The 12828-nt window shown below is 65.1% G+C and carries 10 protein-coding genes and 1 tRNA gene; 2 read left to right on the top strand and 9 right to left on the bottom strand.

The features are described from left to right. Positions 1-12: 12 nt before the first annotated feature. The 7 genes from prfA to argS all read right to left on the bottom strand — a co-directional run bounded on the left by prfA (position 13) and on the right by argS (position 10555). Entirely contained in the window at positions 13-1086 is a 1074-nt protein-coding gene (gene prfA, locus G6N81_RS11015; protein ID WP_165136864.1) for a peptide chain release factor 1, read from the bottom strand. An 11-nt stretch (positions 1087-1097) separates the two neighbouring features. Then, entirely contained in the window at positions 1098-3389 is a 2292-nt protein-coding gene (gene rho, locus G6N81_RS11010; RefSeq protein WP_241244969.1) for a transcription termination factor Rho, read from the bottom strand. A 210-nt stretch (positions 3390-3599) separates the two neighbouring features. Further along, a complete protein-coding gene (thrC, locus tag G6N81_RS11005) occupies positions 3600-5009 on the bottom strand; it encodes a threonine synthase (RefSeq protein ID WP_165136861.1) in 1410 nt (469 codons plus the stop codon). 13 nt (positions 5010-5022) lie between these two features. After that, positions 5023-5985 carry a homoserine kinase gene (gene thrB / locus G6N81_RS11000; RefSeq protein WP_165136858.1) on the bottom strand — a complete coding sequence of 321 codons (963 nt, stop codon included), beginning with the start codon at positions 5983-5985 and terminating at the stop codon, positions 5023-5025. Continuing rightward, on the bottom strand, positions 5982-7301 hold the full coding sequence (locus tag G6N81_RS10995; protein ID WP_165136855.1) for a homoserine dehydrogenase: 1320 nt from the start codon (positions 7299-7301) through the stop codon (positions 5982-5984). Before G6N81_RS10995 ends, thrB begins: the two co-directional genes overlap by 4 nt. After that, entirely contained in the window at positions 7298-8734 is a 1437-nt protein-coding gene (lysA, locus tag G6N81_RS10990) for a diaminopimelate decarboxylase (RefSeq protein WP_165136852.1), read from the bottom strand. The genes G6N81_RS10995 and lysA overlap by 4 nt, the downstream gene beginning before the upstream one ends. Before the next feature lie 165 nt (positions 8735-8899). After that, positions 8900-10555 (bottom strand): arginine--tRNA ligase, encoded by a 1656-nt coding sequence (gene argS, locus G6N81_RS10985; protein ID WP_165136849.1) that lies wholly within the window; start codon positions 10553-10555, stop codon positions 8900-8902. Between the two features lie 107 nt (positions 10556-10662). Here argS and G6N81_RS10980 point away from each other — a divergent pair, with 107 nt between their 5' ends. Then, entirely contained in the window at positions 10663-11466 is an 804-nt protein-coding gene (locus tag G6N81_RS10980; RefSeq protein WP_165136846.1) for an SGNH/GDSL hydrolase family protein, read from the top strand. A gap of 18 nt (positions 11467-11484) precedes the next feature. On the opposite strand, the gene G6N81_RS10975 is transcribed toward G6N81_RS10980, so the two are convergent. After that, positions 11485-11643 (bottom strand): SDR family oxidoreductase, encoded by a 159-nt coding sequence (locus G6N81_RS10975; RefSeq protein ID WP_241244968.1) that lies wholly within the window; start codon positions 11641-11643, stop codon positions 11485-11487. A gap of 162 nt (positions 11644-11805) precedes the next feature. On the opposite strand from G6N81_RS10975, the gene G6N81_RS10970 reads away from it, so the two are divergent. Further along, positions 11806-12429, top strand: a complete 624-nt coding sequence (locus G6N81_RS10970; protein WP_165136843.1) for a hypothetical protein — start codon at positions 11806-11808, stop codon at positions 12427-12429. 118 nt (positions 12430-12547) lie between these two features. Here the strand turns inward: G6N81_RS10970 and G6N81_RS10965 are convergent. Next, positions 12548-12620 (bottom strand) — tRNA-Arg (locus tag G6N81_RS10965). Positions 12621-12828: the final 208 nt, after the last annotated feature.

The following is a 12828-nucleotide window of genomic DNA, read 5'->3' as shown; positions in this document are numbered from 1 at the left end:
TCGTCTCATCGTTTAGTCTCCGATGGCCTCGAGGCGCTCGGCCTCGTCGGCCTCAATGCACGACTGAATAACCGGCTCGAGGGCCCCGTCCATCACGGTGTCAAGGTTGTAGGCCTTGAACCCCGTGCGGTGATCGGCGATGCGATTTTCGGGGAAGTTGTACGTGCGGATGCGCTCCGAACGATCCATTCCCCGAATCTGGCTCTTACGGGCATCCGCCGCAACAGCCGCGAGCTCTTCCTGCTGCCGCGCGAGGAGCCGGGCACGCAGAACGCGCATACCCGCCTCACGGTTTTGCAGCTGCGACTTCTCGTTCTGCATCGACACGACGATCCCGGTGGGAACGTGAGTAATGCGCACGGCGGAGTCTGTCGTGTTGACAGACTGTCCGCCAGGTCCCGAGGAGCGATACACGTCGATCTTGAGGTCGTTGGGATCGATGGCGAGTTCCGCCGGCTCATCAACCTCGGGGAACACGAGAACGCCCGTTGTCGAGGTGTGGATGCGGCCCTGCGACTCCGTGGCGGGAACGCGCTGAACGCGGTGCACACCGCCCTCATACTTCAGATGCGCCCACACCCCCTGCGCAGGATCGTTCGAGGATCCCTTGAACGCGACCTGCACGTTCTTGTACCCGCCCAGATCCGACGCATCCGCCTCGATGATCTCTGACTTCCATCCACGATGCGCCGCGTACTGCGAGTACATCCGCAACAGGTCAGCGGCGAACAGCGCGCTCTCCGCACCGCCCTCACCCGCTTTGATCTCCATGATCACGTCACGCGCGTCATCGGGATCACGCGGTATCAGCAGCCGGCGGAGGTGCTCCTGCGTCTGCGCACTGGCCTCCTCCATCGCAGGAAGCTCTTCGGCAAAAGCCGCGTCTTCCTTTGCCAGCTCTCGCGCAGCGGCAAGATCGTCAACCGCCTGTGCCCACTCGTCATAGGCACGAACGATTCGGGACAGCTCGGCGTAGCGACGATTCACGCGCTTGGCGCGCACAGCGTCGGCATGCACCGCCGGATCGGAGAGTTCCTCCTGGACCCGGCGGTGCTCGTCGATCAGCGTCTGAACAGACTCAAACATGTGAGGCGGGTTCAGCGAATCTCGTTGTCGTGGCCCGAGCCGCGAGCCCCGCCCGTCGGCATCGACTTCTGCATCTGGACGAGGAACTCAACGTTCGAGTTCGTCTCCTTCAGCTTCTCGAGGATGACGCCGTTTGCGTGCTGCTGGTCCATGCCCGCGAGTGCGCGACGCAGCTTCCAGGTGATCTTGACCTCGTCGTTCGACAGCAGCATCTCCTCGCGACGTGTCGACGAAGCGTTGACGTCAACGGCCGGGAAAATGCGCTTGTCGGCGAGCTGACGCGAGAGGCGCAGCTCCATGTTGCCGGTGCCCTTGAACTCCTCGAAGATGACATCGTCCATCTTGGAGCCGGTCTCGACGAGCGCCGTCGCAAGAATCGTCAACGATCCACCGTTTTCGATGTTGCGCGCCGCACCGAAGAACTTCTTCGGCGGGTACAGCGCGGCGGCGTCGACACCACCGGACAGCACACGGCCCGATGCGGGAGCCGACACGTTATAGGCGCGGCCCAGACGCGTGATCGAGTCGAGAAGGACGACGACGTCCCGACCCAGCTCGACAAGGCGCTTCGCGCGCTCGATCGCGAGCTCGGCAACCGTCGTGTGGTCCTCAGCGGGGCGATCGAACGTGGAGGCCACGACCTCGCCCTTGACCGAACGCTGCATGTCGGTGACCTCTTCTGGCCGCTCGTCGACCAGGACGACCATGAGGTGAGCCTCGGGGTTGTTCTGCGCGATCGCGTTGGCGATTTGCTGCAGCACGATCGTCTTGCCCGCCTTGGGAGGCGCGACGATCAGGCCACGCTGGCCCTTGCCGATCGGTGCGACCAGGTCGATGATGCGCTGTGTGAGCTTCTCGGGCGCGGTCTCGAGGCGCAGACGGTCCTGCGGGTAGAGCGGGGTGAGATCACTCCACTCGACACGGCCGGCGGCATCCTCAACGGACAGGCCATTGATCGAGTCGACCTTGACGAGCGCGTTGTACTTCTGGCGTCCGCTGGACTCGCCCTGGTGCGGCTGCTTAATCGCGCCGACAACTGCGTCGCCCTTGCGCAGGTTGTACTTCTTCACCTGGCCCAGCGACACGTACACGTCCTGCTGACCGGGAAGGTAGCCCGTTGTGCGCACGAACGCGTAGTTGTCGAGAACATCCAGGATTCCGGCGATCGGGATCAGGACGTCGTCCTCGGTGATCTCCGGCTCGAACTCATCCTGGCCAGGACGACCACGGCCGCGTCCACGCTTGTTGCGGCCCCGGCCGTCTGCCTGCTGAGCATCCTGTGCGCCACCGCGCTGCTCGGCGGGAGCACCGCCACGCTGACTGGAGCCCTGCTGCTGGTTCTGGTTCTGCTTCTGCGCACCGTTCTGCTGTGCGCCACCCTGCTGCTGGTTGTTCTGCTGCTGAGCAGGCTTCTGCCCGCCCTGCTGCTCGTCGCGATCGCCGTCGCCGCTCTTCTTGCGCCGGTTGCGCGAACGCCCGCGGCGGCCGCGAGACGAGCCTTCCTGCCCATCGTCGTCACCATCGGACGATGCGTTGTCATCAGCGGAAGAATCGTCGTTCTTCGCCTCGTCGCGACGTGTTGCGGCGTCGGTGTTCTGTCGCTCAGGAGCCTTCTCAGCAGGCTTGTCCTCCGGCGCCTTTTCCGCGGCCGGACCCTCCTCAGCGGGCTGAGCTTCCGGCGCCTCAGCAGCAGCCTTCTCGGCTTCCTCCGCCTCGGCAGCGCGCTGCGCCGCGGTCTTCCGCGTGCGCGTCGGACGCTTCTTCACCGCCGGCTTCTCCTCGGACTCCTCTGCCGCAGCAGCCGGAACCCCTTCAGCGGGCTGAGCTTCCGGTGCCTCAGCAGCAGCCTTCTCGGCTTCCTCCGCCTCGGCAGCGCGCTGCGCCGCGGTCTTCCGCGTGCGCGTCGGACGCTTCTTCGCCGCCGGCTTCTCCTCAGCCGCTGCTTCTGCGGCAGGTGCGGAGGCTTCCTCGGCGGGCTTCTCGGCACCAGACTCCGCAGCCTTCGCCGCTTCTTCCGCCGCCTTATCGGCCTCGATCTGCTTCTTCGTTCGGCGCGGGGCCCGCTTCTTGGGAGCGGCCTCCTCGGCCGGCTCGGCGGCAGCGGGCTTCTCGTCGGACGGCTTGTCAGCGGCGGCGGCAGCGGTGCCGGCCGATGACGCGCGACGTGATGTGCGCTTGCGCGGCGCTCCGGATGATGTCGCCTTCGCGGCGGCATCCAGCGCCTTCTCGATTGCGGCCTGATCGGCTGCCGCTGTACGTGCGGCGGTGTTCTCGCCGTCGGGCGTCTCGGTGGTCGCTTCCACGAGTACTCCTTGCGTTGTGATGTGTCAGAGCCAATCCGCACGCAAAGAATTGCGCTCACGCGGGACGCGTGACCATTCCGACCGCTCGCATCGAGCCAGTGGCGCGATCACAGCTGTCGGAATCCGTGCGGGGCTTCGCAGAAATGCGACGGAGATTCAGAATTCGTGCGAGGTGGCACTCTCTCCGCTGGTGCCCTCACTGTACCACCCTCAGTTTTCGCGGAGGGCAGCAGCCTCGATGAAAACGCGGAGGGATTCCGCGTCGTTTGCCATCTCGACAACGTGCTGCGGTGCGTCCATCATCGTCCGCAACTCATCCGAATACTCCAGCTCGATTCCGATCGCCTCGCTGATCGTTTCGGCGAATTTCTGAGGCTTGGCTGTTTCCAGGACGAGCATCGGAACACCGGACTCGACGTACTCCCGCGCAACCTTCACACCGTCGGCCGTGTGCGGGTCGATGACCTCACCCGTTTCCTCGTACACCGAGCGGATCGTGGCAAGTCGATCGGCATGTGTCGAGGTTCCGCTGACGATGCCGAACTCCTCGATGAAGCGCGGGAGGTCGGCTGTGAAGTCGAACGATCCGTTGGTCGCAAGCTCGTTCCACGCCGCCACAACGCGGGCACCATCGCGGCCGGCAAGCTCGAAGATGAAGCGCTCGAGGTTGGAGGCCTTGGAGATGTCCATCGACGGGCTCGACGTTGCCAGCGTTTCGGCGGAGCTGCGCGGACGATAGATGCCCGTGCGGAAGAACTCGTCGAGAACGTTGTTCTCGTTCGTCGCGAGCACCAGGCGGTGAACCGGCAGCCCCATCTGCTTTGCGAAGAAACCGGACAGAATGTTGCCGAAGTTGCCCGAGGGCACCGTGAACGACAACTCTGTCCACCCACCATCGTCGGTGGCCCGCAGCCACGCCCAGAAGTAGTAGACAACCTGCGCCGTGATGCGCGCGAGGTTGATGGAGTTCACGGCGCCCAGGCGCTGGGCGCCCTTGAAGTCGAGATCGCCCGCCAGCTCTTTGACGAGGTTCTGGCAGTCATCGAAAACGCCGTCGATCGCGATGTTGTGGACGTTCTTGTCATCGAGAGAGAACATCTGCGCGCGTTGGAACGAGCTCATCCGGCCGAGCGGCGACAGCATGAACACCGAAATGCGGTCTTTGCCGCGCAGCGCATGCTCGGCGGCAGAACCCGTGTCGCCTGATGTGGCACCCAGGACGTTGAGAACGGACCCGGTGCGCTCGAGCGCGTATTCGAGGACCTGGCCGAGGAACTGCATCGCCATGTCCTTAAAGGCCAGCGTCGGTCCCTCGGACAGGCCGACAAGCGTGATGCCATCGCCGATCGATCGCAGCGGAACGACATCGCCCGGGAACGCCGCGTAGGCGGCAGACGTCATCCGTGCAAGATCCTCACGCGGGATGTCGGTGGCAAACAGCCCGAGCACCTCTGTCGCGAGCTGCGGGTAGGTGAGCGAACGCCAGCTCTCCAGCGTTTCGCCATCGACCTGCGGCATCACGGCGGGAACGGTGAGTCCGCCATCGCGGGCGAGACCCTCGAGCAACGCCTCACAGTACGACATCGGCTCGGAGCCGCCTCGGGTTGAGATGTACTGCACGGGGCTCCTCAGGTCACGATCCGGCATGGGGAAATTCCATTGTCACATCTTCGGCGGTACGCACCGTTCCGCCGAGGAAGTCGACGGCGAGCATGTGCGACTGCCAGGTTCCGCCCGTTGCTTCTTCCGCAACATCAGCGGCCTCGAGGCGGCGGCCCGGACCATCGGCGAGCACAAGCACGCTCGGCCCCGCTCCCGAGACAACAGCCGCGAAGCCTCGCGCGCGCAGGGCGCTCACGAGGGCAAACGTCTCGGGCATCGCCTGGGCGCGTCGCTCCTGGTGGAGCTTGTCGTCGGTTGCCGACAGCAGCAGATCGGGGCTCTGGGTGAGCGCCGCGATCAGCAGAGCCGACCGCGAGACATTGAACACCGCGTCCTCGCGCGATACCTCGGCGCCCAGCACACTGCGCGCAGTGGAGGTGGACATCGTGTGGTCCGGCACAAAAACCACCGGCGCGACACCGCGATGCACGAGCAGCTTCTTGTGCTGCGGAGCGCCGTTCTCCGTCCACGCGATCGTCAGCCCGCCGAACAGCGCGGGAGCAACGTTGTCGGGGTGACCCTCAAGCTCGGTCGCCAGACGCAGAAGATCGGTTTCGGTGAGTTCGGCCTGGCCAGCGAGCAACCCCTTTGCGGCAAGAACGCCCGCCGCGACGGCCGCGCCCGACGAGCCGAGGCCCTTTCCGTGAGGAATGCCGTTGTGCGCGACAATCCGGAGCCCTGGCGCTGAACGTCCCACTGCTTCGTAGCAGTAGCGAATCGTCCGTGCGATCAGGTGCGACTCGTCACGCGGAATGTCGTCGGCGCCCGTTCCTGTGACATCGATCTCGAGTTCACCCGGCGCGAGAGCCGTGACCTCCAGTTCGTCGTACACGCTGAGCGCGAGGCCGAGCGTGTCGAAACCGGGACCAAGATTGGCGCTGGTTGCGGGAACGCGCACGTAGACCGTGTGCGTTCCCGCAGAGGAGGTGGTCATTCGCCTTCGACGCGCAGCACGGATGCCACGCGGATAACGACGTCGCTCGCGGCCAGGCGTTCGACGGTGGCGGCGAGAGCCTCTTCCCTGGCACGGTGCGTTCCGATGACGAGCTGGGCACGGGCCGCTTGGCCGTCGGAGGGGATGGCCGTCTGCTCAACGGCGGCGGCAGAGACACCGCCTTCCGTCAGAATCGAGGCGATCGCCTCGAGCACGCCCGGTTCATCCGACACCTCAAGGCGAATCTGGTAGCTCGTGATGATGCGGCCGATCGGCGCAACGGGCAGTTGTCCGCGCGGAGATTCACCCACGCCGACGCCACCGGCGATGTGACGGCGTGCCGCCGAAACAACATCACCCATCACGGCCGAGGCGGTTTCGATGCCACCGGCACCGGCGCCATAGAACATCAGGCTTCCCGCGGCCTCTGCCTCGACGAAAACGGCGTTGTTGCCGCCGTGAACGCTGGCGAGGGGGTGCTCGCGGCTGATGAGCGCCGGGTACACGCGCACGGAGATCGATTCCTCGTGGCCGTCGCCCGTGGCGTCGAGCCGTTCGCACACGGCCAAGAGCTTGATGACATATCCGGCGCGGCTCGCGCTTTCGATCATCTCGGCGGTGACGCCCGTGATGCCCTCACGGTGCACATCGTCGATCGACACACGCGTGTGAAACGCGAGGCTCGCGATGATGGCAGCCTTCTGCGCGGCGTCGTAGCCCTCGACATCGAGGGTCGGGTCGGCCTCAAGAAACCCGAGATCGGAAGCGATCTGTGCGGCCTCATCTGCCGGCAGGCCATCGCGGTCCATGCGGTCGAGAATGTAGTTCGTCGAACCGTTGACGATGCCGAAAATGCGCTTAACGCGGTCTCCCGCGAGGGAGTCTTTCAGAGGACGGACGATCGGGATCGCACCGGCGACAGCCGCCTCGTACGAGACGGATGCGCCCACCTGGTCGGCGGCGTCAAAGATCTCGGCGCCGTGCGTTGCGAGAAGCGCCTTGTTTCCCGTGACAACGTCGGCTCCCGAGTTCAGCGCCTCGAGAATGTAAGACTTGGCAGGCTCGATGCCGCCCATGAGCTCGATCACGATGTCGCTGCCGACGATGAGCTCACTCGCGTCGGTTGTTAGCAGCTCACGCGGCAGGTCAACATCGCGCTGCGCATCGATGTTGCGGACGGCGATTCCCGCAAGCTCCAGGCGAGCGCCCGCGCGCTCCTCGAGTTCGTCGGCATGCTCGAGCAGCAGGCGTGCAACCTGTGACCCGACCGAGCCGGCGCCGAGCAGCGCGACGCGCAGGGTGCGGTGATCGATCATTTCTCTCCCTCGTGGTGTGCAGGAACGCCGCGTGTGATGCCGGCATCCCTGGCGAGCAGGTCTTCGATCTGCTCGCCGCGAATGATCACCCGCGCCGCGCCGTCGCGCACAGCGACAACGGGCGGGCGGGGAACATGGTTGTAGTTACTGGACAGCGCCACCGTATAGGCACCGGTGGACGGCACAGCAAGGAGATCACCAGGGGTGACGTCGCCCGGCAAATACTCGTTGTCGACGACGATGTCGCCGGACTCACAGTGCATGCCGACCACGCGCACGAGCGCGGGGTCGGCCGAGGAGGTGCGCGAGGCAATTCGCGCAGAGAACTGGGCGCCGTACAGGGCCGGCCGGGCGTTGTCGCTCATACCGCCGTCGACCGAGACGTACAGGCGCTGCGCTGATCCGGAAGGCGTTTCGACGGTGATCGGCTTCGTTGTTCCGACCTCGTAAAGCGTGACGCCGGCGGGACCGAAAATGCTCCGCCCGGGTTCGAACGCCAGAATCGGAAGGGGGATCCCTCGGCGGTCGCACTCCTCGGCGACGGCGTCAACGATGCCGTCAGCGAGGTCACGAATATCGGCGGGGTCGTCGACGCTGGTGTACGCAATCCCGAAGCCGCCGCCGAGGTTCAGAACAGGAACATCACCGGATTCGAGAAGGCGAGCGTGCACCTCGAGAAGGCGCGTCGCTGATTCCCGGAAGCCCGCGACGCCGAAGATCTGCGATCCGATGTGGCAGTGGAGACCGATGAACTCGACATGTTCCGTTTCGCGGATGCGTGCGGCAGCCTGTTCCCCTTCGGCCAGGGAGAACCCGAACTTCTGGTCCTCGTGGGCCGTTGCGAGAAAACTGTGAGTATCGGCATGAACGCCGCTGCGCACGCGAACGAGGACCCGCTGGGTGCGTCCGTGACGGCGCGTGATGGCGTCGAGCCGTTCGATCTCGATCGCTGAGTCGACGATGATCGTTCCGACGCCAACGGTGACGGCGCGCTCCAGCTCGCTGAGACTCTTGTTGTTCCCGTGGAACCCAATACGGGCCGGGTCGGTTCCCGCTGCGAGCGCCGTTTCGAGTTCGCCGCGCGAGCAGACATCGATGTTCAGCCCCTCGGCCGTCATCCACCGCGCGACATCGGCCGACATGAACACCTTGCCCGCGTAGTAGACACGGGCGGATCCCCCGTGGCGCGACGCGGCGGCGTCGAAGGCTGCCAGCGTTTCGGCGGCGCGGGAACGGGCGTCGTGTTCGTCGATCACGACAACGGGCGTTCCGAACTCTCGCACGAGATCGTCGGCACGAGCGCCAGCGATCACGAGCATGCCGTCGTTATCGCGGGACGCCGATCGCGGCCACACCAGCGAGGCGAGGCCATTGGCATCGGCAGGAGCAACAAGCCACTCGGGCGCGAGGGGTGATACGGACTCGGAGACCATCGGTCGTCGGGGATTCCTTGCGGATCGGGAGGCGTTGAGCATGCGGCCGCGCACGTTCGCGCGCCGCTTCACCCAAGTCTACGGGAGATTCCCAGCCTCCCCGGCTTCGTGACACAGGGAGACGACGATGGCCCCTTTCGACCGAAAGGGGCCATCGTGAGGGACTTACATCCGTTCTGGCGCGCTCACACCCAGCAGGTGCAGTCCGTTGCGCAGAACCTGGCCGGTCGCGTCGTTGAGCCACAGGCGGGTTCCGTGAACGGGCTCAACGACCTCGTCGCCCTTCGGCGTGACACGGCAGTTGTCGTACCAGCGGTGGTACAGGCCAGCGAGCTCCTCGAGGTAGCGCGCAACACGGTGCGGTTCGCGCACCTCAGCGGCGAACGCAACAACGCGGGGGAATTCCTGAAGAGCGCCAAGCAGCGCAGCCTCGGTCTCGTGGTTCAGAAGCTCAGGGGCGAACGTCTCGCGTGTCACACCGGAATCGACCGCGTTGCGGCCGACGTTGACGGTGCGCGCATGCGCGTACTGCACGTAGAAGACGGGGTTGTCGTTCGTGCGCTTCTTCAGCAGCTCGGGATCGAGCGAAAGCGGTGAGTCTGCGGGATAGCGGGCCAGCGAATAACGCAGGGCGTCCGTGCCGATCCAGTCGCGCAGATCATCAAGCTCAATGATGTTTCCCGCGCGCTTGGAGAGCTTTGCGCCGTTAATCGAGACGAGCTGACCGATCAGGACCTCGATATCGGTGTCCGGGTTGTCGCCCGCCGCGCCCGCCAGCGCCTTGAGGCGGTGAACATAACCGTGGTGATCAGCGCCCAGCAGATAGATCTTGTGCTGGTATCCGCGATCGCCCTTGTTCAGGTAGTACGCCGCATCGGCCGCGAAGTAGGTGTAAATGCCATTGCCGCGGCGAATCACGCGATCCTTGTCATCGCCGAACGCCGTTGTGCGCACCCACACAGCGTCGTCCTCGTCGTAGACGTATCCCTGCTCGCGCAGACGGTCGACGGCCTGATCGATCAAGCTGGGCGACCCCGCGTGCAGATCGCGCTCGGAGTACCACACATCGAAGTTCACGTTGAATTTCTCGAGCGACTCGCGAATCTCAGCCAGCTGGAGGCGGTACGCCACCTCGCTCACCGCAGCCACGCGAGAGTTTTCCGGCCCGTCCAGAATGTCGGGGTCTTCGGCGAGAACCCGCTTGCCGAGAGCGTCAATGTAGGCGCCCTTATAGCCGTCTTCGGGGGCGGGCTGCCCCGTCATCGCGGCGAGAACCGATGCGCCGAAGCGGTCGATCTGCGCGCCGGCATCGTTGATGTAGTACTCGCGGGCAACGTTCGCGCCCGATGCCTCCAGCAACCGGCCGATCGCATCACCGAGCGCGGCCCACCGCGTGTGACCGATGTGAAGCGGTCCGGTCGGATTACCGCTGACGAACTCAAGGTTGATGCTGTTGCCGGCCTGCGAGCTGTTGTGACCAAACTCGGCGCCCGCATCGACGATCGTCTGTGCCAGCTGGCCAGCGGCCGCGGCGTCAAGGCGCACGTTGATGAAGCCAGGACCCGCGATCTCGACCGAGGCAATCCCGTCCACACTCGCCAGCTCATCGGCCAGCTCCTGAGCAAGCTCGCGCGGGTTCGCGCCGATCTTCTTCGCGAACTTCATCGCCGCGTTCGTCGCCCAGTCGCCGTGATCACGGTTCTTGGGCCGCTCGACGGTGATATCGGCGACGGAAGCGTCGAGGGCGACGCCGGGGCGTCGGCGCTCGGCAATCGCTTCGAGCGCGACGAACAGGGCAGAGGCGAGGGCGTCAGGATTCATAGCGCTCTGAGTCTAGTGGCGTGTGTTGAAGGTTCCTTCTGAGCGCGGACGCGCCCGGTGAGAACGGCGGCAAGGGGCGGCAGCAGCAACGTGAATAGGCTGTTCGTATGCCGCGTCTCGCACGGATCGTTACCGCCACTGTCCTGGCCGCGGCGGTGACAACAGCACTCGCGTCGTGCGCTGCCGAATCACAGGGCTCTCGCATCGACAATGGCCTGTCGTCGGCTCTCGAATCCCGCTCCCCCGCCCCAACGGAAACACGCTCCCCCGCCCCAACGGAAACACGCTCCCCCGCCCCAACGGAAACACGCTCCCCCGAGCAAGATGACTCCCACCGGATGCTGATCTTCGGCGATTCGTGGACGGTCGGACTTGCCGCTTCGGACTCCGCGCACGCGTACCCCGCGGTAACCGGCGACCTGCTGGGCTGGGACACGATTGTCGCAGGCGAAAGCGGAAGCGGGTATCTGCGCAGCGGCGAACTCGGCGGCAGCTACCCGCTGCGGGTGCTCGAGTTGGACGCAGGTGTCTCGCCCGATGTCATCGTGCTCCAGGGATCGATCAACGATCGTTTCGAGAACCTCAGCTATCTCCCCCGCGCCGCGACCACCGTCTGGGACCATCTCATGGACCTCTATCCCGATGCGCACCTCGTGGTGCTTGGCCCCGCACCGCATGTTCTGCCGGTTCCCGCAGAAATCACGGACATCGACTCCACGCTGTCAGCGCTCGCGGACGCGCAGGGCCTCGATTACATCTCCCCCCTCGACGAGGAGTGGATCACGGCCGAGAATTTCGACGTCGTTATCGACACCTCCCCGGCCGGGGCACACCACCCGAGCGATCAGGGCCACGCTCTTCTCGCAACGCGGCTCGCGGGTGACCTGGCGCAGCTGGTGACGGAAAAGTAACCGGACCACGTGAAGCGGTTAGCGCGTCGTGTGCGCGCCGCCGTTGATGTGAATCGTCTGCCCAGTGATCTGGCGTGCGCTCGGCGAAGCGAGGAAGGCAACAACCGCGGCAACGTCCTCTGTCCGACCGACGCGCTTAACCTGCGTCTGAGCGACGAGCGCGATCTCGCGAAGCACGATCTGCGGCTCCTCTCGTAGGGCTGCTCCTTATCTGCTCCTTATTCGCTCAGGAAACGAAAAATCCCTGGTCTGACTTTTCCAGTCTGACCAGGGATTTTCTGTGGAGCCTAGGAGATTCGAACTCCTGACATCCTGCTTGAACCGTTCTTGCTCCGCCTCGTGGCGAGCGCGCTCCTCGTCGGTGAGGTGCATCGTCCCCCGGACGCCCCAGGGCCCCTCATCCCGGTACGGCCACCCACAACCGGGCACAGTGCTCCCGCGGCGTACTCCTCCCAGGCCAGCAATGGAACGTCGCACTCCGCCGTCCGTGACCCGGATTCCGCCATCGAGTGGCAACTGCTCCTGGAGCAATGGTGGCAGTCATTCGGTCACCTCACCACCGAACAGACCTTGTTCCGCAACGACCAGTTCGGATCTACCCATGACCGGCTCCGGAAGGCCTGGCTGCTGGTCCGCCTGGTCGTGAAGAAGGACCTCATCTTCACTCACATCACCTACGGCAACCCGCGCACCACCAGCCCACTCGAGGGACTAAACGCACACATCCGCGACCTGTTGCGTCGACACCGGGGAATGAGCGAGAAACACCGCCGCCGCGCGCTCGAGTGGTTTCTCACCCTGCACGAGCTCCCACTCGAACACGCTCTCGACCTCGCGAAACCCGTCGAACCCGTCACCGGGCCGGCACCGGACGAGGAGCCGATCGGCCCCGCCCTTTATGACACAGGTCTCGACGCGGGTGAAGGGCTCTGGTCCCGAGCAGGATGGGCAGGACGCGAGTGACACGCCAGACCCATCCACTCTTTTTGGCCGGTAACCCCGATGTGCCCTGAAGCGGGTGCGGCAAGAAAATAAGGCCGAGAAATCCGCGTAATTCCGCGAATCTCTCGGCCCATTCTTGTGCCCCCGGAGGGAATCGAACCCCCGACCTTCGGTACCGGAAACCGGCGCTCTATCCCCTGAGCTACGGAGGCGGACAGATCGACGATACCAGCCATCAGCCGCTCCGACCCAACGGGGCATGCCCGGGTGTGGCGACACCGTGTGCCCGGCCCGCAGCGGGGCCGGGCACACGGGTTCAGGAGGAGCGGCGCCAGCCGAGGATCGACATGCCGAGCGCGGCGATCACGGCAATGAGGCCACCGACGCCAAGCGTGATCGGCAGCGTCTGCGACAGGGCCG

Origin of the sequence: Microbacterium amylolyticum, assembly GCF_011046975.1 — a bacterium.
Taxonomy (GTDB): domain Bacteria; phylum Actinomycetota; class Actinomycetes; order Actinomycetales; family Microbacteriaceae; genus Microbacterium; species Microbacterium amylolyticum.
This window is presented reverse-complemented; position numbering and strand designations above follow the sequence as displayed.

Bases quoted from the DNA above. Each gene is read 5' to 3' on its own strand.
- prfA (WP_165136864.1), bottom strand. From the start codon at position 1,086: ATGTTTGAGTCTGTTCAGACGCTGATCGACGAGCACCGCCGGGTCCAG.
- thrB (WP_165136858.1), bottom strand. From the start codon at position 5,985: ATGACCACCTCCTCTGCGGGAACGCACACGGTCTACGTGCGCGTTCCC.
- G6N81_RS10995 (WP_165136855.1), bottom strand. From the start codon at position 7,301: ATGATCGATCACCGCACCCTGCGCGTCGCGCTGCTCGGCGCCGGCTCG.
- lysA (WP_165136852.1), bottom strand. From the start codon at position 8,734: ATGGTCTCCGAGTCCGTATCACCCCTCGCGCCCGAGTGGCTTGTTGCT.
- argS (WP_165136849.1), bottom strand. From the start codon at position 10,555: ATGAATCCTGACGCCCTCGCCTCTGCCCTGTTCGTCGCGCTCGAAGCG.
- G6N81_RS10980 (WP_165136846.1), top strand. From the start codon at position 10,663: ATGCCGCGTCTCGCACGGATCGTTACCGCCACTGTCCTGGCCGCGGCG.